Source organism: Comamonas sp. BIGb0124, assembly GCF_003752175.1.
GTDB lineage: Bacteria > Pseudomonadota > Gammaproteobacteria > Burkholderiales > Burkholderiaceae_C > Comamonas_F.
Genome location: NZ_RJVF01000008.1, coordinates 726,843 through 747,241, shown reverse-complemented (window position 1 = coordinate 747,241; position 20,399 = coordinate 726,843). Strand labels below are relative to the sequence as shown.

The 20,399-nt window shown below is 63.1% G+C and carries 22 protein-coding genes; 12 read left to right on the top strand and 10 right to left on the bottom strand.

Going from position 1 to position 20,399, the window contains the following annotated elements:
* Positions 1-3: 3 nt before the first annotated feature.
* Positions 4-1,164 carry a diguanylate cyclase gene (locus tag EC845_RS04595; protein ID WP_370451253.1) on the bottom strand — a complete coding sequence of 387 codons (1,161 nt, stop codon included), beginning with the start codon at positions 1,162-1,164 and terminating at the stop codon, positions 4-6.
* A 166-nt stretch (positions 1,165-1,330) separates the two neighbouring features.
* Between EC845_RS04595 and EC845_RS04590 the strand changes: the two genes are divergently transcribed.
* Positions 1,331-2,341 carry a Ku protein gene (locus EC845_RS04590; protein ID WP_123296362.1) on the top strand — a complete coding sequence of 337 codons (1,011 nt, stop codon included), beginning with the start codon at positions 1,331-1,333 and terminating at the stop codon, positions 2,339-2,341.
* A gap of 86 nt (positions 2,342-2,427) precedes the next feature.
* Here EC845_RS04590 and poxB read toward each other — a convergent pair whose 3' ends face one another.
* Complete coding sequence (gene poxB / locus EC845_RS04585; RefSeq protein WP_123296000.1) at positions 2,428-4,152, bottom strand: ubiquinone-dependent pyruvate dehydrogenase; 1,725 nt, start codon at positions 4,150-4,152, stop codon at positions 2,428-2,430.
* A 425-nt stretch (positions 4,153-4,577) separates the two neighbouring features.
* Here poxB and EC845_RS04580 point away from each other — a divergent pair, with 425 nt between their 5' ends.
* From EC845_RS04580 to EC845_RS22455, 3 genes are all read left to right on the top strand, one after another.
* Positions 4,578-5,162, top strand: coding sequence for an HD-GYP domain-containing protein (locus EC845_RS04580; protein WP_158615616.1), 585 nt, complete (start codon positions 4,578-4,580; stop codon positions 5,160-5,162).
* Between the two features lie 82 nt (positions 5,163-5,244).
* Entirely contained in the window at positions 5,245-6,255 is a 1,011-nt protein-coding gene (locus EC845_RS04575) for a BMP family protein (protein WP_158615615.1), read from the top strand.
* A 260-nt stretch (positions 6,256-6,515) separates the two neighbouring features.
* The gene (locus EC845_RS22455) at positions 6,516-6,668 is read left to right on the top strand and encodes a hypothetical protein (RefSeq protein WP_199739722.1); all 153 of its coding nucleotides are present in this window, start codon (positions 6,516-6,518) and stop codon (positions 6,666-6,668) included.
* Positions 6,669-6,789: 121 nt separating this feature from the next.
* On the opposite strand, the gene EC845_RS04570 is transcribed toward EC845_RS22455, so the two are convergent.
* The gene (locus tag EC845_RS04570; RefSeq protein WP_123295997.1) at positions 6,790-7,014 is read right to left on the bottom strand and encodes a hypothetical protein; all 225 of its coding nucleotides are present in this window, start codon (positions 7,012-7,014) and stop codon (positions 6,790-6,792) included.
* 396 nt (positions 7,015-7,410) lie between these two features.
* On the opposite strand from EC845_RS04570, the gene EC845_RS04565 reads away from it, so the two are divergent.
* Positions 7,411-8,580, top strand: coding sequence for a diguanylate cyclase (locus EC845_RS04565; protein ID WP_158615614.1), 1,170 nt, complete (start codon positions 7,411-7,413; stop codon positions 8,578-8,580).
* 202 nt (positions 8,581-8,782) lie between these two features.
* Here the strand turns inward: EC845_RS04565 and EC845_RS22300 are convergent, their stop codons facing one another.
* Entirely contained in the window at positions 8,783-8,944 is a 162-nt protein-coding gene (locus tag EC845_RS22300) for a hypothetical protein (protein WP_158615613.1), read from the bottom strand.
* A 426-nt stretch (positions 8,945-9,370) separates the two neighbouring features.
* On the opposite strand from EC845_RS22300, the gene EC845_RS04555 reads away from it, so the two are divergent.
* On the top strand, positions 9,371-10,099 hold the full coding sequence (locus EC845_RS04555; protein ID WP_199739721.1) for a class I SAM-dependent methyltransferase: 729 nt from the start codon (positions 9,371-9,373) through the stop codon (positions 10,097-10,099).
* A gap of 330 nt (positions 10,100-10,429) precedes the next feature.
* The gene (locus EC845_RS04550) at positions 10,430-10,726 is read left to right on the top strand and encodes a hypothetical protein (protein WP_123295993.1); all 297 of its coding nucleotides are present in this window, start codon (positions 10,430-10,432) and stop codon (positions 10,724-10,726) included.
* Positions 10,727-10,759: 33 nt separating this feature from the next.
* Here EC845_RS04550 and EC845_RS22745 read toward each other — a convergent pair whose 3' ends face one another.
* Positions 10,760-10,888, bottom strand: a complete 129-nt coding sequence (locus EC845_RS22745) for a hypothetical protein (RefSeq protein WP_255416893.1) — start codon at positions 10,886-10,888, stop codon at positions 10,760-10,762.
* A 171-nt stretch (positions 10,889-11,059) separates the two neighbouring features.
* On the opposite strand from EC845_RS22745, the gene EC845_RS22045 reads away from it, so the two are divergent.
* From EC845_RS22045 to EC845_RS22295, 3 genes are all read left to right on the top strand, one after another.
* Complete coding sequence (locus EC845_RS22045; RefSeq protein WP_148077240.1) at positions 11,060-11,278, top strand: hypothetical protein; 219 nt, start codon at positions 11,060-11,062, stop codon at positions 11,276-11,278.
* 90 nt (positions 11,279-11,368) lie between these two features.
* Positions 11,369-11,590: a hypothetical protein gene (locus tag EC845_RS04545; RefSeq protein ID WP_123295992.1), complete on the top strand. Its 222-nt coding sequence runs from the start codon at positions 11,369-11,371 to the stop codon at positions 11,588-11,590.
* Between the two features lie 169 nt (positions 11,591-11,759).
* Positions 11,760-11,897 (top strand): hypothetical protein, encoded by a 138-nt coding sequence (locus EC845_RS22295; RefSeq protein ID WP_158615612.1) that lies wholly within the window; start codon positions 11,760-11,762, stop codon positions 11,895-11,897.
* Between the two features lie 90 nt (positions 11,898-11,987).
* Here the strand turns inward: EC845_RS22295 and EC845_RS04540 are convergent, their stop codons facing one another.
* The 4 genes from EC845_RS04540 to EC845_RS04525 all read right to left on the bottom strand — a co-directional run bounded on the left by EC845_RS04540 (position 11,988) and on the right by EC845_RS04525 (position 17,083).
* Positions 11,988-13,127, bottom strand: coding sequence for an SMP-30/gluconolactonase/LRE family protein (locus tag EC845_RS04540; protein ID WP_123295991.1), 1,140 nt, complete (start codon positions 13,125-13,127; stop codon positions 11,988-11,990).
* A gap of 73 nt (positions 13,128-13,200) precedes the next feature.
* A complete protein-coding gene (garD, locus tag EC845_RS04535; protein ID WP_123295990.1) occupies positions 13,201-14,796 on the bottom strand; it encodes a galactarate dehydratase in 1,596 nt (531 codons plus the stop codon).
* 115 nt (positions 14,797-14,911) lie between these two features.
* Positions 14,912-16,078, bottom strand: coding sequence for a mandelate racemase/muconate lactonizing enzyme family protein (locus EC845_RS04530; RefSeq protein WP_123295989.1), 1,167 nt, complete (start codon positions 16,076-16,078; stop codon positions 14,912-14,914).
* A gap of 45 nt (positions 16,079-16,123) precedes the next feature.
* Positions 16,124-17,083 (bottom strand): tripartite tricarboxylate transporter substrate binding protein, encoded by a 960-nt coding sequence (locus EC845_RS04525; RefSeq protein ID WP_123295988.1) that lies wholly within the window; start codon positions 17,081-17,083, stop codon positions 16,124-16,126.
* A gap of 377 nt (positions 17,084-17,460) precedes the next feature.
* On the opposite strand from EC845_RS04525, the gene EC845_RS04520 reads away from it, so the two are divergent.
* Positions 17,461-18,462 carry a LacI family DNA-binding transcriptional regulator gene (locus tag EC845_RS04520; RefSeq protein ID WP_123295987.1) on the top strand — a complete coding sequence of 334 codons (1,002 nt, stop codon included), beginning with the start codon at positions 17,461-17,463 and terminating at the stop codon, positions 18,460-18,462.
* Here EC845_RS04520 and EC845_RS04515 read toward each other — a convergent pair.
* A complete protein-coding gene (locus tag EC845_RS04515; RefSeq protein WP_123295986.1) occupies positions 18,444-18,641 on the bottom strand; it encodes a hypothetical protein in 198 nt (65 codons plus the stop codon). The genes EC845_RS04520 and EC845_RS04515 overlap by 19 nt on opposite strands.
* Before the next feature lie 1,541 nt (positions 18,642-20,182).
* On the opposite strand from EC845_RS04515, the gene EC845_RS22290 reads away from it, so the two are divergent.
* Positions 20,183-20,332: a hypothetical protein gene (locus EC845_RS22290; protein ID WP_158615611.1), complete on the top strand. Its 150-nt coding sequence runs from the start codon at positions 20,183-20,185 to the stop codon at positions 20,330-20,332.
* The last annotated feature ends 67 nt before the right edge of the window (positions 20,333-20,399 follow it).

Genomic DNA, 20,399 nt, shown 5'->3' with positions numbered 1-20,399 from the left:
TATTCAATGCGGTTTGCTGCGTCGCAATCGCTTGTTTTCGTACATCCGCTGGTCAGCCTTGCGGAGCAGCGAGGTGATGTCGTCCGAGTCCGATTCATAGGTGACTGCACCGGCGCTGAAGTGTAGCGCCAGGCCCGGCTCGACGTCCGCATTCGACGCATCCACGGCGTCTTGCAAGCGGTTTAGCGCCACCGAAATGTCGGATTCGGGCGCGTTGCTCAGCAACACCACGAACTCGTCGCCGCCCAGACGCGCATACACGTCGGAGTGCCTGAATGTCGTGCCCAGAATCCGCGCGAAGCGTTGCAGCGCGCGATCGCCTTCGGCGTGACCATGACGATCGTTGATCTGCTTGAAGCCGTCGAGGTCGAAGAACAGCAAGGTCGCCGGCACGGACAGCCGGCGACAGGTGGCGAGCACGTGGTTGCCCAGTGCTTCGAAGCCACGGCGGTTGCTCAATTGCGTCAAATGATCGAGGGTCGCCACCTGAATGCCGGCAATCTCTTCCTCGGCCAGCGTCGCCAGGTCCTTGAGCAATCCACGGTCCTCCTGGCTCAAGGTGCGTGGCTTGCTGTCGATCAGGCACAGCGTGCCCACGGCATGGTGACTGTCGATCCTGATGGGGCAGCCGGCATAAAAGCGGACATGCGGATCGCCCGTCACCATGGGGTTGTCGAAAAATCGGTCGTCTTTCGAAGCGTCCTGAATTTCCAGGATGCCGTCGTCGAGCAGTGCGTGGCTGCAGAACGAGATGTCGCGCGAGGTTTCACAGATGTCGATGCCCTGCTTGGACTTGAACCACTGGCGGTCCGTGTCGACCAGCGACACGACGGCGATGGGCACGCCGAACATGCGCCGGGCCATGCGGGTCAGGCGATCGAATCGTTCTTCGGGCTGGCTGTCGAGGATCTTGAGCGCGTGCAGCGCAAGGATTCGGCTGGCTTCGTTGACTGGAATCGGAGAAATCTGCATAGGCTTCGGGCAGTCGAGTCGGATCGACCTGCAATCGGTCTGGGCGGCGACGCAAGCGCCGTCGTTTTCCAAGGGTTCGCTCCCATGGGTCGAGTGTCCTCGCGTTGCGAAGGCGTTGCTGTAGGCCGAGAGCGGCCAGCCCTGTGCGGTTTTCAGGCATGAGGAGAACGATCTGCAGTCGATTCTCTGCATCGGTTTCACCCCGGCGTCCTACAGCGAGGCGGCGCGTGACCAGACTTCTTGAACAGTGCCTCGGCATGCAACATGGGTGACCTGCAGCCCAAGGACAAAGCCATGTCGAATACCGATTGTCGTGCGCGAAACGCTGCCGCTGCCGTCGCGCCCATGGAGCACGGTCATGCCGCGCGATAAGAGCCAAGCCCCCACCTCGACGCGGACGATGTGGAAAGGCGCCATCAGTTTTGGCCTTCTGCATGTGCCCGTCGGTCTGTACTCGGCGACCGTGAGCAGCGGCATCGACTTCGACTGGCTCGACAAACGATCGATGGAGCCCGTGGGCTACAAACGCATCAACAAGGTCACGGGCAAGGAGATCCGTGCGGCCGATATCGTCAAAGGGGTCGAGTACGAGGATGGCCGCTATGTCGTTCTGACGCCCGAGGAAATCGCGGCCGCCTTTCCCAAGGTGACGCAGACCATCGAGATCGAATCCTTTCTCGACGCCGACGAGATTCCATTCGTTTACCTCGAACGCCCCTATTACACGGCGCCGCTCAAACGCGGCGAGAGGGTGTATGCCCTGCTCAGAGAGGCCCTCAGGACGAGCAACAAGGTCGGTGTGGCCAAGGTGGTGATCCAGTCGAAGCAGCATCTGGCCGTGCTCATCCCCTGCGGCCGCGCACTGGTGCTCAATCTGCTGCGATGGGGTGGCGAGATCCGGTCTTTCGAGGCCTTGGATCTGCCGCCCATGGACGTCAAGTCGCTCGGCATCAAGGAGGCCGAACTGAAGATGGCACGGCAGCTGATCGATGGCATGACGCAGACGTGGGATGCCGACCAGTTCCGCAATTCGTTTGCCGAGGAAATACACCAACTGATCGAAATCAAGGCCAAGGCCGGCCAGATCGAGGATGTGCCGCAGGCCGACGCACCCGCTGCAGCGCCCGGCGGAGCCGACGTACTCGACCTGACCGCCTTGCTCAAGCGCAGCCTGGAAGGCCGCTCCAGCCGCGGGGAAGGCAAGGCGCCTGCAAGACAAGGCAGCAGCGGTGCGAAGGTGAGTGCTCTCCAGCCGGACAAGAAGCCGGCGCGCAAGTCCGCTCGTTCGGTTCCTGCCAAGAAAGCCGCCGCTTCGCCGCCTCGCAAGGCCGCGGCGAAAAAAAGCGCGAGCGCGAGGAAGGCCGCCTGATCGCTGCGCCCCAGGGCTGAAAGATGGCCGCTGACTGTGGCGACGACGCGTGGGCGCGGCACGGCGTGCAGCCCCCGCGGCCGTGCTTATCGCAAATTCGTCCGTGCGAGTTCCATGACCTCGTCGCCGCGGCCGTTGATCACCGCCTTGAGCATGTACAGACTCATGCCCTTGGCCTGTGCGAGCTGTATCTTGGGGGGAATCACCAGTTCCTGCCGGGCGACACGCACGTCGATGAGCGCCGGGCCCGGGCGGGCGAGGGCAGCGGCCAGCGTCGGCTCGAGCTGCGAGGCGTCGTCGATCCTGAAACCCTCCAATCCGGCCGCAGTTGCGATGGCTGCGAAATCGGGGTTCTGCAGGTCGGTGCTGTTGTCCAGATAACCGGCGGCCTTCAACTCCATGGCGACGAATCCCAGAGAACTGTTGTTGAAGATCACCACCTTCACGGGCAGCTTCAGCTGTGCCAACGTCAGGAAGTCGCCCATCATCATCGTGAAGCCGCCGTCGCCCGACAAGGCGATGACCTGACGTCCCGGTTCGGCGGCCTGCGCCCCGATGGCTTGCAGCATGGCGTTGGCCATCGAACCATGGTTGAACGAGCCCAGCAGTCGACGCCGGCCGTTCATGCGCAGGTAACGCGCGGCCCAGACCGCGGGCGTGCCGACATCGGCCGTGAAGATCGCATCGTCGGCAGCCAGCTGACTCACAAGCTGGGTCAGGTGCTGGGGGTGGACGGCCTCGCCTGGCGGTGCCGGCACCGCCAGTTCATCGAGGCCCTGCCGGGCATGGCGATAGTGGTCGAGCGCCTTGTCCAGAAAACGACGGGAACGCCGTTCTTTCAGGCGCGGCAGCAACTGGCCGAGCGTCTCCTTCACCCCACCGCACACCCCCAGCGACAGAGGCGCCCGGCGCCCCAGTGCCGTGGGGTCGCGGTCGACCTGGATGATGGCGGCATCCTGGGGATAGAACTCGCGGTACGGGAAATCCGTACCCAGCATCAGCACCGTGTCTGCATTCATCAGGGCGTGATAGCCCGATGAAAAACCGATCAGCCCGGTCATGCCCACATCGAAAGGGTTGTCCCATTCCACATGTTCCTTGCCGCGCAGCGTGTGGACGATCGGCGCTTTCAGCTTGTCCGCCAGCGCCACCAGTTCCGCATGGGCGCCTGCGCAGCCGGCACCCGCAAGAATCGTGATCGCCTTCGAATCCTGGAGGACTCCGGCGAGCCGTTCGACCTCTTTCGGCGACGGCACGGATGACGGCGCGGCATCCAGGATCCAGGGTGGTGCGCCGCTGTCCGGTGCGTCGGCGAGCGCGACATCGCCGGGGATCACCAGCACCGCCACGCCTTGGCGACCGATCGCAGTGTGCAGTGCACGGCTGAGAATCTGCGGCAACTGCGCAGGATTCGTCACCAACTCGACAAAATCGCTGCATTCGCGAAACAGATCCTGCGGGTGGGTTTCCTGGAAATACCCCAGCCCGATCTCGGACGAAGGGATGTGCGCGGCAATCGCCAAAACGGGTACCCGATTGCGGTGACAGTCGTACAGCCCATTGATCAGGTGCAGATTGCCGGGTCCGCAACTGCCCGCGCAGACGGCCAGTTGGCCGCTGACAGCGGCTTCCGCACCTGCTGCGAAGGCGGCTGTTTCCTCGTGGCGCACGGACATCCAGTCGATGGTGCCGGCACGCCGCAGGCTGTCGTTGAGTCCGTTCAAACTGTCGCCCGTGACCCCCCAGATGCGCTTGACGCCCGCCGCAGCAAGCGTCTGGACCAGGAGATCTGCGATATTCTTTTTTGCCACCTTGGAGTCACCTTTTCGGATAGAGATGGGGCAGGGCAAGTGCCCTGCAGATAGAGGCCTGTCCTTGTCCGCGCCGTGTGTCGACGGGCGAGGGCCATGCCGGGTCGGGATGCGTCCAGACGACAGGCGTGGGAATGACGAATGCGGGGGGATCCCAGCTTTCGAGCACCTCGTTCAGGCTAGGCACTTGCGAAGCGGTTGGACGTAGGAGCGTGTCGGGAATCCCCCGTGAATTTCTCCCACCCCGACAGCAAGCCGCGGCTTGTTTGCGCTGCGTCAATGCATCCGGGCCTGGGCTCGACACAATGCGGTCCTCCAGACATCCCTACAACACGCGTTCTCCGACAGAGGGGCGCACGGCTGTGGACACCGTCGCCGTCGGCATCGGTCCGGAGTGGTGCGTTCCCGGTCGCGTAGCCACTTCCATGCAGTCGACCCTCGAACTTCTTTTCCAGCGCCTTCGCACGCACCATCCCTCGAGCGCAGACCACTGCCTGCGCGTCGCGGGCCTGTCCAGAGCCATTGCCAGGCGGCTGAGCCTGACCACGCAAGACCGATCCACCCTGTTCCGGGCAGCTTTGCTGCACGACATCGGGAAGATCTTTGTGCCCATCGAGATCCTGGACTTCCCCGGCCCGCTGGATGCCGGGCAACGACGCATCGTGAGCCGGCATTCGGAGCTCGGGCAGAACCTGCTGCTCGACGAAGCCCCGGCGCTTGCCCAGGCGATCGCACCGATCGTCCGTGCCCACCACGAATGGTTCGACGGCTCGGGCTACCCCGACGGGCTGGCGCAAGACCGCATCCCCTGGCTTGCACGCATCCTTTGCGTCGTCGATTACTACGACGCAGTGACCAGCACAAGGGGGTACCGCGCCGGTCTTTCCGATGGCGAAGCGATGGGCCTCATCCGATCCGAGTGCGGAAAAAAGCTCGACCCTCACGCGGTTTCCGCGCTGCAAGCGATGCCCCGGTCTTGCGGTTGCCGATTTCGACTCGGCCTGTCGTGAGGCGGTGCCAGGCGTCACATGGCACGATTCTTGTATACAAAAAATCGTCTAAAACTGTATACACATTGGATTGGAGATGAACATGACGACTACCGGTATGCCGCTTTCCCGCCGAGCGGCGTTGATGTCGATCGCCGCCGTCGGCTTGACGGGATGTGCCAGTCGCGCGGGCCAGGGCGGCCGTCACCTGGGCGCGCTTTTCGCGGGCAACGTCGCGGATCACGGCTTCATGCAATCGGGTTTCGAGGGCTACCAGCGAGCCTTGGCCGATTTCCCCTTCACCGGCCGCTACATCGATCAGATCGCGCCCAAACCCGAGCTGTTGGCGGAAGCGCTGACGCGTCTTGCGCAAGGCGAGTCCGGTCTGGTCGTCGCACACGGTGGCCAGAACAACGGTGCTGCCATGGAAGTCGCCCAGCGCTTTCCCGAGGTGCAGTTCGTCGTCACGCAGGGCAACGTCAAAGGCGCCAATCTCTCCAGCTACGAGGTGCTGCAGGAGCAGTCGGCCTGGCTGGCCGGCGCCCTGGCTGCGCTGACCACCCGCACCGGCGTGGTCGGCCACATGTCCGGGATTCGTGTCGTGCCGGGGCTCAAGGGGCGTGCGGCGTTTGTCGATGGCGTGAAGGCCGTGAATCCTCAGATCAGGGTGCTGACGAATTTCTCCGGCAACCAGGACGACAACGCGTTGTCCAAGCGCGTTGCCGCCGCTCAGATCAAGGCCGGGGCCGATGTCATTTTCACGATGCTCAACGCGGGGCGGCAGGGCGCCATCGACGCCTGCCGCGAAGCGGGGGTCAGGCAGATCGGCAACGTCGTCGACTGGACCCGGCGAGACCCGGACGTGTTCATCGCCTCGGCCATCGCCGATGTCAGTCAGGCGGTGTACCAGGCCGCAAGCGATTACGCCAAAGGAAGCTGGAAGCCTGGAGTCGTCAAACAGATCGGCCTGGAAAACGAAAGTGCCGTGCGCCTCGCGCTGGGGCAGGGCGTGCCCGAGTCGGTCGCGGCGAAGGTCCGTCAACTGGCGGCCGAGATCGTTTCCGGCCAACGCCATGTGGCGATCGAGTACACCGGGCCCGAATTCTCTCTTTGAGAGGCGGCTGATTCCGGAGGACCGCTGGAGCGGGCGGCCAAGGCTGCGCGATCGGAGGGGCTGACCGATCTCGTGACGGACGCGGCTCGTGCGGCGTACCGGGGGCGCTGATGACAACGCGCATGCCGAGTCATGGGCGGCCTTACAGGGAGGGGCGCCTCGGACTACCGGGGCTGGCCCCCTGCACCGGCTTCGGAGACGGGGAGATGTCTTTAGATTCGGTTCTGAGGCAACATCGCCTCGCTCACTGGAGACGCAACATGGCTCAGAACCAGAATCAGCAGCAAAACCAGAATCCGCAGAACAAACCCGGTCAGCAAGACCAGCAAGTTCCCGGTCGTCAGCAACAGCCCGCACAGCAGCCTGGGCAGAACCAACCCCAGTCCCCCCGTCAGCCCGATCAGCAACGCTGACACCGCGGCTTGGCAGGCCCGAGGGGGCCTGTTGAAGCGGCCCCTCAGGCCTCGCCCTGACGTGCAGACGTCAGGGTTTTTTTTTGCGTTTGGCGTGGTGCCGGCCGTTTTGACTGCCCAGTTACATCCAGAGCGCATGCCGGAAAGCATTTTCCTGCCGCGGCGCAAGCGGATTGTGAGAGGGGCGATTGTTCGCGGGCTTTTCGATCTCGATCGTCGAACCGTCTTCGAAGGTCCAGCGCGTGACGTCCGCTGTTTCGACCTTGTTGTTCATGCGTGAAAGCGCAGAAGCCAAATCTGAGACGCTGGTGCCTGTGCGTGCAATGAAATCGGAAGCCATGCTCATGGATACGCCCTCGGTCGGTTCGTTGAAAGTCGAGCATATAAAGCAGTTTGTCGTCAGCGTGTCAGTCTTTACCCCGAGCGGGGGTCCGGGATGACACCCTCACCCCGACTTTTCGCGAATATGAGGGGTAAACCATGATGGCAGCCGAACAGGGATCATCGGACTTCCATGCCCCGGGTTCGGTCTGCAGCCGCGATTCAGACCGTTCCTTCACCCCGGTGCAACACGCGCGATTTGTGCTCGGTCTGAAGGCCGTTCATGGGGCGCCGACGCTGGAGGCGCGGTCAGAGGGTGGAGAGGCTAGCCGGTACAAATGAATACAAATGGATTCATCCGTTTACACTGTGCCGTTTTTTGTTCGTCGAACATGGGCCAGCCACCGTGGAATCCAGTCCTGTGCATTACCTGCTTTTGATCATTCCGGTCACGCTGTTGATCCTGGGACTGGGACTGATTCGGTACAAAGGCATTGCGCAGAGGCATCCATATCTGGATTGGCTCGGGGCCGGTTATGTCCTGCTGGCTATTCCTCTGAGCCTGCAGAGCTTCATGGGCAATCATCTGCTGTCGAATCTGGCCGCATTGTTTGCGTTCTTCTATCTGGCCGGGTTTTATTGCGTGGCTCGGGGTGTCGGCGTGCGATACGGCGGCAGTCTGCCCGTCTGGTGGGTGTTGCCCATTTTCTGCGTCGTGCTGGCCTTGATGGTTTTCTACTCGGTGATCCGGGACGACCTGGCATGGCGGCTGCTGATCCTGAATGTCGCCATCGCCCTCATTCTCTCCTTGTCGTCTCGTCATGTGGTTGCACCTGGCGGACGCTTCGACAGGCTCGACAGTCTGATCCGTGGTTCTTACATGGTGCTGGTGGGCTATGCCTGGGTACGCGCGGGCATGGTGCTGTTTTTCATGCAGTCGCTGCCGGTGGAGAATTTCACACGCTCGGGCTATTGGGTATTCATCCTGGGTATCGGCATGCTCGTTGCGCTGTGGTTTGCCTTGCTGATGCTGTTCACCGTCTCGACCGAGGTGGTCCGAGAAATGAAAAGCGAACTCGATCGCGACCCTTTGACCGGGCTGCTGAACCGGCGTGCTTTTTTCGAACTGGCGAGAATACGCCTGCAACAGAGTGTGCACGGCCTGTGGGTGCTGATGGTGTGCGATCTGGATCACTTCAAGAAGGTCAACGATACCTGGGGACATGCCGTAGGCGATCGCACCTTGCAGACCGTGAGCCAGGTTCTACGCGAACACCTGCGTGGCGACGATCTCGCGGCGCGGTTCGGGGGCGAAGAGTTTCTGGGGCTGTTCCATTGTGCAGAGTTGACCGATGCCAAGCTGCGGGTTGACCACATCCGGCGCCAGATCGGGGCGGCGCAGTTCACGCCGGATGGCGCAGGTGTCACCGCCAGCTTCGGCGCCGTCTGTGTGTTCTCGAGCGAGGATCTGGGCATGGCCATCGAATGTGCGGATGCCTTGCTCTACGAAGCCAAACGTTCCGGTCGCAATCAGGTGAAGTGGCATCACGAAACCATGGTTCGGTTCACCGGCCGCCGCGCGTTGCTGTAGGCCGTGTGTATCGCAAAGCGTGCCGTGCCGGAAAGCCGGGTCGACTCGCTGCAATGATTCCGGGTGCCGTACAGCGGGTGCGGCAGGTCAGGGAAGGTCGGGCGGCGAGCCTGGATGCGTCCGTTGTCGAGGGGGCAGTCAACTGAGTCGCCCGGATGGGCCTCCCGCCGTCACGCAGCGCGCCAGACTGCAAGACCGGGATTCAGTCGCGGGTCGAGGGAATGGGAAAAGAGCGGGCAGCGCGCTGTTTCTGCAGCGCGTCTTCGACTTCGTCGGGTGGCACGAGCAAGTGCGATTCGCATGTCGAGCAGCGGAACAGCCGACGTTTGGCGAACAAGGCCTTGGCCCACATCGGGCGCTTCAAGCGGTCGTACTCCGCGTCGGTGCACCCACACATCTTCATCTGCATCATCCCATGGCTCCCTTTCTACAAGGCCTGTCGCGACGGACAGCCCTTTGGTGGACCGCAGTTTCATAACTCTAGACTGTAGAGTCAAATGCCAATCCGATGTAGCGATTTCTGGTTACAGAAGATTTCAGTGCCGGTGCAGAGCAGATCCTGTTCATGCCTGGGCGAGTGTGCGGACTAACCTGCCAGGATGAAGCGAGGCTGAAGCGCCGATGCAACCCCCCGATGACCTGGGACGGCGGGGTGACAGCCGGGAGGGCTGGGCCTAATATGTCCTGGTGATGACTGGGCAGCTTGTATCCGACCGGGACATTTCAGGCTGCTCTTTCGCGTCCGGGCTCGCGCCGACCTGCGCGGAGCGTCCATTTTTCCTGGAGACCCATGCCGCGAACGACCCGATCCGCTTTTGTCACCCAGCCCGTTGTTGCGGCATTGAGGCTGTTCGACTCGGCCCACGCGGCGTGCCAGCACAGATTGGAGCAGGCCCGTTCGCGTGTTGCCGAAACCGTTCGATTCTGGGACGCCTGGCGAGGAAATCCGCGTGCCGTGGGGGCGATCGTGCCCTCCGGTCAGGGGCTGGCACGTGCCATGACGGCCCAGATCCCGATCGGCAAAGGATCGATTCTCGAGTTGGGGGCAGGAACGGGCGCCTTTACGCGCGCGCTGCTGGCTCGGGGCATACACGAAAGAGATCTGGTTCTGATCGAACGTGAACCGGTTTTCCTGGAAGCGCTCCGATACGAGTTTCCGTCGGCACGTGTTCAGTCGCTCGACGCTGCTCGGCTGCCGGCGACCTGCATGGGGCAGGGCGGCCCGGCCGCTGCAACGGTGTGCGGACTGCCGTTGCTCAATATGGGAACCCGAACCCAGATGCGCATTCTGGCCGGTGCATTTGCGCAAATGGCGCCCAATGCGCCGTTGTTCCTGTTCACCTATGGGCCTTATTGTCCTGTTCGGCGGCAAGTACTGCATCGCCTCGGCCTGAAGGCCGTACGTGCTGGCGCCGTGCTGGCCAATCTTCCGCCGGCCGGGGTCTGGAAGATCACACGACGTGGTTTCAAACCGATATCACGGTCGGCGGTGGCCGGCACCCCGGGTTCCGGGCATTGATCATCGCCCGGCAGTGGACGAGGGCCCAAAAAAAGAGCCCTCGCAAGGAGGGCTCTGAAACTGAGTTTTCAAAGGAGCGGCTCGCTTGCCGCAGTTCCTACTCTAACCGAGGCGCCCCGGACTCTTCACCTAGCGTAATCCCGGGTGGCGGCGCACAAAACCGTGCCTGTACGGCCGTCGACAGGAGCTTCCAGATCGCGTACAAATGAGTACTTCCTGTTAATCCCGAAGAGGATGCAGGAAGGAATGGTATCAAGGGGAGGCGTGGACGAGGATCCGAGATCCCGTTCATCGCCAGCGACAGCAAAAATAATGAATGGAGTATCCATCATGCGATACGTCGTTGGAAGCCTGGCTGCTGCATTGGCAGTCAGTGGTGGGTTGTGGCTCAAGGACCGGAGTGAAGTGGGAAATCTGCGCGACGAAATGGCGAGATCCCAGGTCCAGCGGCAGTTTCTCGAGAGTGCCTTGGCCGCCGAGCGTGCCGAAAGGGACCGAGAGGCGCAGCGGGTGGCGTCGCTCACGCGTGCCTTGAAAGACGTCAGACTCGAAGTCGAGCAGAATCTCTCGGACCGGGCCGAAGCCGCACGGGGCATTCAGCCCCGCGCGGTCACGGTCGTCCGGTGATCCTGACATTTCCGGGCACGGGCCTCGGCGTCGTCAGGTATTCGCTGCGCCGATGCGGGCGACGGGTTCGGCCAAAAAGAAGATCGCCACGACAACGACGGCGGCGATGACGCCGACGTACAGCTTCCAGCGTGGAACAGGGCCTCGGGTTGGTGGTTTCATGTCAGTTCTCCTTTCGATGACATGATTCATCCTAGGGGCTGGCAGCTGCCTGCAGGCGTAGGACGCGGGGCTGTGGCTCGGGCATCAAGCAGGCCGGTCCGGGATCGGCGGGTGGAGAACGTCTGTGTTCGAACCTGCGCGCCGCACGCTGTGCGCGTTCACGCAGCCTTCATGTTGGCTCTTCAGACTGGCGTCATGAACTGGCGACAAATTCCTCCGATGGCGGTCATGGTCTTCGTCTTTGCGGCTGTTGCCGTGGATGACGACGCCGGCCTGCGCAACACCCTGGCAGGCTTGGCCCTGCTGTGCTTCGCCGTGACCGTCGGCGTGCTCTACCTGCAAAACTTCCGCGCCGTCGATGCGGCGGAGCAAAAGCCGCGTCCTCAGTAGGCTCTCAGCGGGCTCGTGCAGGCCTGGCCATGCTGGGCTATATTGGGATTTCTCGTTTCAAAAACCAACCATCACACCAACGAGGTACCCATGATCGAAAAGATCTCCCTGGCTGTTTCGGCCTTGTGCGTTTCCTGCGTTTCCATCGCAGGTGGCATCGGTGTCGAAGACGACAGCAAACGCACCTGGTCTGCAGAGGGCAGCAAGTCGCGCGTGATGACGCACAGCCAGGCCGTCGATGAGCTCAAGGCCTATCTGCAGCCGCAGTACGCACTGCCGGCCAAACGCACCAAGCTTGAAAAACAGGTTTGAAGACGCGCGCCGTTGCCCGCGGGGCGTGCAGCGGATGCCGATGTCTGCGTGGGGCTGCTGGAATTTCTTTTATTTCAGTTATGGCTGAAAATTCATAAAGTCTTGGTCGATTCCCGCGTATGCTAGGGGTTTGTCGCGGAGTTGTCCGCAATCGACTGGGATGAATGCGATGACCCGTTACCAACGCCTGACGCTCTGGATCGTTTCGCTGGCCTCTGCCGCCGGCCTGCTGTTCCTTGAAAAACACCACTCCAACAAGCGTGAACCGCTGTTTCCCGGGGTGACGCACGGCACAGGCCACATCTGAGACCCGTGCCGTCGTGCGCTTGGCCCGGTATCCGGGCCGTGCCAGGGCTGTCGGTCGATCATCGACTCGATGGGCCCGGCAGAGACAGCGTCAGACAGCGGCGTGCGTTTCCACGTACAGCGCGTAAAGCGAGTGACTGCTGGTCATATAGAGGCGGTTGCGTTTGGGGCCGCCAAATGCCAGGTTCGCGCAGCGCTCGGGCAGGCGGATGAAGCCGATCGGCTTGCCCTGTGAGTTGAACACCTTGACGCCGTCCATGTCTTCCGATTTGGCCACGGGAAGATAGGCTTTCATGCCACCCCCGATGTCGGTCGGTTCGGAAGCCAGGGCCCCCGAGTAACCCCAACCGCACCACAGGTTGCCGTCGCGGTCGACACGGAACCCGTCGAGGGCGCCCGGTCCGTCGGCGTCGATGAGCTTGGTTTTGTTCGACAGGGTGACACCGTCGTCGCCGACGTCGTAACTCCAGATGCTCCGGTTGGGCGTGCCTTTCCATTCGACGACGTAGAGTTTTTTCTCGTCCGGCGAGAACGCCAGGCCATTGGGATTGACGAGGTCGCGAATGACCGCCGTGATCTGTCCGTCCTTGCCGATACGGTAGACGTTGGTGGTGTCTTGTTCGGGCTTGGCGCGTGAACCTTCCCATTCACCGTTGATGCCGAAAGTCGGGTCGGTGAACCAGATCGAGTCGTCGGATTTGACGACGATGTCGTTCGGTGCATTCAGGCGCTTGCCCTCGAAGCGGTCGGCCAGCACGGTGATGCGCCCGTCCTTTTCCGTGCGCACCACCCGGCGTGTGACCGAGTGTTCGCAACTGACGAGGCGACCCTGGCGATCGCAGACATTGCCGTTGGTGTAGTTGACACCGGTCTTGTGGACCGAGAACTTGCCCGTCTTCTCGTCGAACTTCATCAGCCGGTTGTTGGGGATGTCGCTCAGCAGCAGGTAACCGCCTTCGGGAAAATAGGCTGGCCCTTCGGCCCAGCGCATGCCGGTGCCCAACTGCTCGACGGTGCTGCTGTAGATCCGGTACTTCGTGAAGCTGGGATCGAGGATGAGCACCGCCGGATCGGGGTAACGCTGGTTGGGCTTGAAGTCGAAGGACTGGGCACCGGCCAGCCCGCCGACGGCGGCCAGACCGGTGCCGACGGCGGATTTCAGAAACTGCCGGCGGGGCGGCGTCGAGGTGTTGCTGTGCGTCAAGGTTGTCTCCTGTTGTAAAAACTTCATAGGGCTTGAAGAACACCAGCAAACGCCTTGCGGAAGGCGTCGCGAGCGGCGGGGCGGCCTGCGCGTCTCTTTGTCAGGTCACCGGTGCGGGGTTGAACAACACCAACGCATTGTGCAGTTTCCAATGTTCGGCCCAGGTTCTTTTCCGGCCGCTGGCCACATCGAGCATGAGCTGGAACATTTCCCAGCCCACATCGGCAATGCTTTTCTCGCCGGTGGCGATGCGCCCGGCATTGATGTCCATCAGGTCGTGCCAGCGGCGTGCGAGGTCGTCTCGTGTGGCCACCTTGATCACCGGGACCTGGGCCAGGCCATAAGGCGTGCCGCGACCCGTGGTGAACACATGCAGATTCATGCCGGCTGCCAGCTGCAGCGTGCCGCAGATGAAGTCGCTGGCCGGTGTGGCTGCGTAGATGAGACCTTTCTGCTTGAGCTTCTCGCCGGGCGAGATGACGCCCGAGATCGGCGACTTGCCCGACTTGACGATCGATCCCATGGCCTTTTCGACGATGTTCGAGAGGCCGCCTTTCTTGTTTCCGGGCGTGGTGTTGGCGCTCCGGTCCACTAGGCCCTTATCGAGGTAAGCGTCGTACCAGGCCATTTCACGAATCATGGCTTCCGCAACCTCGGGCGTGGAGGCACGAGAGGTCAGTTGATCGATGCCGTCGCGGACTTCGGTGACTTCCGAGAACATCACCGTGGCGCCGGCCCGCACCAGCAGATCGGTGCAGAAACCCACGGCCGGATTCGCGGTGACGCCTGAAAACGCGTCGCTTCCGCCGCACTGGACACCGACCACCAGCTCGCTGGCCGGCACGGTTTCGCGGCGCCGTGCATTGAGACGCTGCAGGTGTTCCTCGGCCTGCCGCATGATGGAGTCGACCATGGACATGAAGCCCACGTGCGCGTCGTCCTGCAAGCAGACCACATCGGGCTTGGCGGTGGCCGAATCGCCGACGTCGGCGACGTTGCGCTCGTCGATCAGCGGGATGGTACCGGGGGGCAGCAGGCGTTCGGGTTGCAGCTTTTCGCAGCCCAGGCTCACCACCATCACCTCGCCGCCGAAATTGGGGTTGAGGCTGATGTTGCGCAGCGTGCGAATGGGGATGATGGCGTCCGGCGCTTCGATGGCCACGCCGCAACCATAGGTGTGCTCGAGCGCGACCACGTCGTCGACGTTGGGAAAACGCGGCAGCAGTTCGGCCTTGATGCGATCGACGGCGAATTCGGTCACGCCGGCCACGCATTGCACGGTCTGGGTGATGGCGAGGATGTTGCGGGTGCCGACCGAGCCGTCCAGATTGCGGTAGCCCTCGAAGGTATAGCCCTCGAGAGGCGGCATGGGATCGGGCTTGATCGTGGCGATCGGCAGGCCGACGAGTTCGCGTGCGGCGGGCATGCGCAGCAGGCGCTCGTTGATCCAGCTGCCGGCCGGCAGGTCCTTGAGCGCGTAGCCGATGACCACGTTGTAGCGGCGAACCTCGCCGCCTTCCGGAATGTGGACCAGCGCCACCTTGTGGGCTTGCGGCACTTTCTCGACGAGTGTCAGGCCGCAGGGAAACACGGTGCCGGCCGGCAGGCCGCCGTCGTTCGCGACGATGCCGACGTTGTCGTGCTCATCCATGGTGATGTAGAGCGGGGCGAGGGATTTGGGTTGTGAATCTGCCATGTTGTGTGGGGTCTGTTTTTGAGGACAAGCGGCGCAGGCTGGCGCCGGGTAGCACGGAACGTCTCGGCCTGGTTGTGGAGCCCAGGCCAGGCTCGTGTGGGGCGTCTGGCCGTGTTCAGGCGCGCTGGCCGATCTCCACGGTCTCGCGGGTCCAGGCGCGTGCCTGTTCACTGAGGCTCAGGCCCAAGCCCGGGCGGGTGGGTACCAGCATGCGGCCGTTGGCGATCTCCAGACGTTCGTTGAAGAGCGGTTCGAGCCAGTCGAAGTGTTCCACCCAGGGTTCGGTGGCATAGGCCGCTGCCAGGTGGACATGCAGTTCCATCGCGAAATGCGGGCCCAGGCTGAGGCCGGCCTGCTCGGCCTGTGCCGCGATCTTGAGGAACGGGGTGATGCCGCCGACGCGAGGCGCATCGGGCATGAGGTAGTCGGCTGCCCGGTGGCGGATGAGTTCGCCGTGTTCGGCTGCGCTCGTCAGCATCTCGCCGGTGGCGATCGGCGTATCGAAATGCGCGGCAAGCGCCGCGTGTCCCTCGTAGTCGTAGGCATCGAGAGGTTCCTCGATCCAGACCAGATTGAAACGCTCGAACACCCGGCACATGCGTTGTGCAGTGGGGCGATCCCACTGCTGGTTGGCATCGATCATGATCGGCACCTCGTCGCCCAGGTGTTTGCGCACGGCCTCGACGCGCCGGATGTCGAGTGCATGATCGGGCTGGCCCACCTTGAGCTTGATGCCCCCGATGCCGCGTTCGCGCGAGGCCGCGGCGTTGACCAGCAACTGCTCGAGCGGCGTGTGAAGGAAACCGCCCGAGGTGTTGTAGCACTGCACCGATTCACGCTGCGCACCCAGCAGCTTGGACAGCGGCAGGCCGGCGCGTCGTGCCTTCAGATCGTAGAGCGCGACGTCGAAGGCGCCGATGGCCTGCACGGCCATGCCGCTGCGCCCCACCGATGCGCCGGCCCATGTCAGCTTGGTCCAGAGGCGCGAGATGTCGTTGGGGTCCTCGCCGATCAGCGCGGGCGCGACTTCCTGGGCATGGGCGAACTGCCCGGGCCCGCCCGCGCGCTTGGAGTAGCTCAGGCCCAGTCCCCGGTGCCCGTCGCGGGTCTCGATCTCCGCAAACAGCATCGCGATTTCCGTCATGGGCTTCTGCCGGCCCGTCAGCACCTTGGCATCGCTGATGGGCGTTGCAAGCGGCAGATAACAAGAGGAAAGGCGGATCCAGGTGATGCGATCCGGCGAATAGGACGTGGACGGATCGGAAGCGTGTGCGGAAGTCATGGATGGGCTTTGGTCGGCAAGGAGAGGGGGATGGGCGCGGCGGCTTTATTCGATCGTGATGTTGCCGGCCTCGATCACCTTTTTCCAGCGGTCGTATTCCTGGCGCTGGAATGCGGCGAATTGTTCGGGGGTGTTGGCCACCATCTCGAAGCCGATCGAGGTGAACTGATTGCGAACCTTCTCGGAGTTGAGGGCTTCGACGAACGCATCGTGGGCGGCCTTCTGCACGGCCGGTGGCAGGCCCTTGGGCGCGACGATGGCTTGCCAGGACGTGACTTCGACGTTCGAGACCCCGGCTTCGGCGAGCGTGGGCACTTCGGGCAGCACGGCCGAGCGTTTCGGGCTGGTGATGGCCAGGGCACGCATCTTGCCGGCCTTGATGTACTGCACGACGGAGTTGATGTTCTGGAACGAGGCGTCGACCTGGCCGCCCATGAGGTCGGTGTGGGCGGGGGCGCCTCCCTTGTAGGGCACGTGGATGCCCTTGGTATGGGTCTGCTGCCAGAACAGTTCGACGGTGAGGTGGTCGCTGGTACCGTTGCCGGCGGATGCAAAGGTCATCTTGCCGGGGTTGGCCTTCTGGTAAGCAATGATGTCCGCCACGGACTGGTGGGGCGAGTTGGTGGGCACCACCAGCACGTTGGGCGACTGCACGGCCACGGTGATGTGGTCGAAATCCTTCATCGGGTCGTACTGCATGCCCTTGAGCAGGTGGGGCGTGATGACCAGCGGACCCAGCGAGGTGACGAGGAAGGTATAGCCGTCCGGCGCTGCGCGCTTGACCATGGCTGCACCGATGGTGCCGGTGGCGCCGGCGCGGTTGTCGACGAGCACGGTCTGCTTGAACTTCTCACCCAGCAACGGCGACACCGCGCGCGCCACCTGATCGGTCGAGCCGCCGGGCGGGAAGGGCACGACGAGCGTGATGGGCTTGTCGGGCCAGGTCTGCGCCATCGCAGCGGACATTGCGAAACCGAGGCCGATTGCAGCTAAAAGCTTCTTCATACTGTCTCCTGATTAAAATGATAACGTTTCCATTTCTGCATCAAGGAAAAAACCTTTCATGCAGCTAAGCCATTGTTCGGGAACGTGAGGATCTCACCGTGTCTGGATCAGACAACAAAATGGTAACGTTTCCATTTTTCAGGGTCAAGCCTCTGCAGGGCGGGGTTTGCCCGCATGCCGATACGTCGATTCCCTGTAGCAAGGCGGGGTGCAAGCCGCCCCGAAAAGTGCCTGGGCGTGTTGCCGGCGGTCTGTTGCTGCCCCGCAGACCCGTGCATCGGGTTCGGGATGGACACATCGACTCGCAGGCCTTCGGCATGAAGGTGCCGGGCCGGTGCTAACCTTGCGGTCCAGTTGTCACCGTTTGCCTGTCCTCGATGAGCGTCAATCCTTCTTTCAAAGCTGCCACGCTTCACGATGTCGCGCGCGTCGCCGGTGTTTCGCTGGTCACGGCATCGCGTGCGCTGAGCCGGCCCGATGTGGTGTCCGACAAGACCAAGGCGCGTGTCCAGCAGGCTGTCGAGGCCACCGGGTATATCCCCAATCTGCTGGCCGGCGGGCTGAAGTCCAAACGCAGCCTCATGGTCGCCGCGATCGTCCCGGCGCTTTCGGTGTCGCAGTTCCTGCCGACGGTGCAGGCGCTCACGAGCTCGCTGGCCGAGCTGGGCTACCAGGTGATCGTCGGCCAGACCGGCTACGACGATGAGCAGGAAGAGGCGGTGCTCAACGCCATGATCAGCCGGCAGCCCGATGGTATCGTCATGACCGGACTCGTCCATTCGCAACGCGCTCGGGAGCGGCTGCAGAAGGCCGGCATCCCGGTCGTCGAGACCTGGGACCTGACCGAACGGCCGGTGGACCGCGTGATCGGTTTTTCGCACATCAAGGTCGGCAGCGCGGTGGCCGGGTACTTCCTGTCCAAGGGCTGGACCCGGCTGGGCGTGGCGACCGGCAGCGACCGGCGTGCCATGGTGAGGCACGAAGGTTTTGTGGCCACGCTGGGCCGGGACGTGCCGACGGCCGTGGTCCCGGCCCCCAGCAGCCTGGCGCTGGGACGGCGGGCGCTGGTCGAACTGCTCGAGAAGGATCCGGGGCTGCAGGCGGTGTGCTGCAGCTCGGACACCCTGGCGCAAGGGGTGATGGTCGAGGCTCTGGCCCGCGGCATGCGCGTGCCGCAGGATCTGGCCATCTGCGGTTTCGGCGATGCCGAGTTCGCGGCCCATACGGTGCCGTCCATCAGTACGGTGCATGTGGACGGTCCGGGCATCGGGCGGCTGGCTGCGCAGATCATCGTCAGCCGCAGCCGTGGCGAGCCGGTCGCGCAGACGGTGCACGATCTGGGCTTCAGGCTGATCGAGCGTCAGTCCACGGGCGGCTGATCGGGTTCGTCGTCGGGCCGACCTTGGGCATCCGGCGAGTTGCCCAGGTCGTCGCGGCTCTGTGGCGAGACCTGCTGCCACTGATCGGCCCGGCTGGCTGCGCTGGAGAGGCTGTAGACCACCAGCCCGCCCAGGGGCCATGCCACGGCCAGAATCATCCCGATATGTCGCAGCCACATGACTGTATCCCGTTGTCGAAAGCCGCCACTTTGCCTGGGCAGGCTGAACCTGGGCTTAAATCCGGCGGTCTGTTCGATCCGCGAGCCGTTGCGACAGGGGTTGGCCGGGGCGGCGTCGCCTGGGCTCAACCCTGGGTGTAGCGCGTGAGCCGGCTGCTGGTGGCCCACGAGTTCTGCAGCAGCGGCAGGCGCTTCTTGGGCACCATCACCAGCTTCTTGCAAGCCATGCAGCGGCAAAGGCATCGCGCGCGGAACATCTTGGTCCAGCGAGGTGCCGGGACGCGCTCGTAGGCGCATGCATGGCATTGGCAGCGTGTGAACGTGATCATTCTTGTTGTTTCCCTGTTCCCTGTGTGAGTCCCCGGTTTGTATCTAAAAACATCCTCTGCCACCAGTAAGCCATTGGTTTGCTATGGGGTGGCCGCTCCGGTGGCGGTCACTGCTGTCCGGTGCCGGTTTGAGACCTGACTATCATCGTCCGAGGCCATGAAACGGGAGGACAGGATGGCGACGAACAGGTGTGCGGCCGCCATGCTGCTGCTCTGGGCAATGGCCGCCGGCCCGGTGTGGGCCGTGCAGGCGTGTGCCGTCGAGGACGCCGTGACCTACCAGGCATTGCCCCGCAACAGCCTGCCGGCCGAAAGCCCGTTGCGCCTGGTGCAGGGTGAAATCTATCGGACGGGTCATCCCGTCGATGGCTGGGTGTTGGTGCAGGCCGACCATGCAGCCGGCTGGGCGCGGGCTGCAATGCTGGTTTCGCCTTGTCCCACCGCGACCGCCTCGACCGCCGCGCCCGCTGCACGCGTGCGTCCGGCGACCGCGCCATCGCGTGCGGTGTCGGATGCCCCGCTTGCCCGAAGGCCACCGGAGACGACGAGCGGCCCATCGCTCGACGCCGATGCGCCTCGAGTGCCTCGCGCGGCTTCCATGGCTTCCACGGCCGAGCCCCAGCCTGGGCGGCCCGGCCGGCAGGCGCGAGCCGCGACACAGGCCGGTCAAGCCGCTCCTGCAGCGGCTGATCCGCCTGCAGACGCAGGGTGTTCATGCGCTGCAGGGCAAGTCTGTACCGGGCCGAGAGGCGGGCGCTATTGCATCGGGCCGACGGGCAAGAAGCGTTATGGCCAATGAAGGCAAGCGCCGTGGATCGGGCAAAAAAAGACCCGCTCGCAATGAGCGGGTCGTAACCCGGGGGCTGGTTGAGGACGGAGTGTGATCGCTGAGGATCGGGTGCCCGCCGGGGAGGGTTGAAGAGAAGTCTAGTGGCGCATTCTTAGGCGAGTCTTAACCTGGATCGGGTCGGGCAGGGTCGGCCGACGGCGATTCAAGGGCAAGCGATGTCGGAGAGATGAAATTAAGGGTTATCCCTTGCCATCAGGGATTTCACGGAGAAACCGAACTCAGCTAAATCGTTTAACTGTCCAAAAGCGGCGTATGGATAGACAGAAAATGATTGTCATAAGTCAAACATGCAGGAGTTTTACCCTTGTGCGATGAGGGTGTTCGTGTTCAGAATGTGAACAGTAGATTTACAGGAGACATGAATGACACAGTTTCAGCGTGTATCGGTTTGGTTGGTCGGCGTCGCCTCGGTGATGAGCGTGGCGTTTGTACTCAACAACCACAGCAACGACCGTGAACCTCTGTTCCGTCAGGCTCCTTCGGCCCAGGTGATCACGGGCGAGGTGCGCTGAGTCGGACGGCGATGGCATCGGTGTCGTGAGCGGGTTTGGCTCCGACGCGATGCCGTTTTTCGTGAGA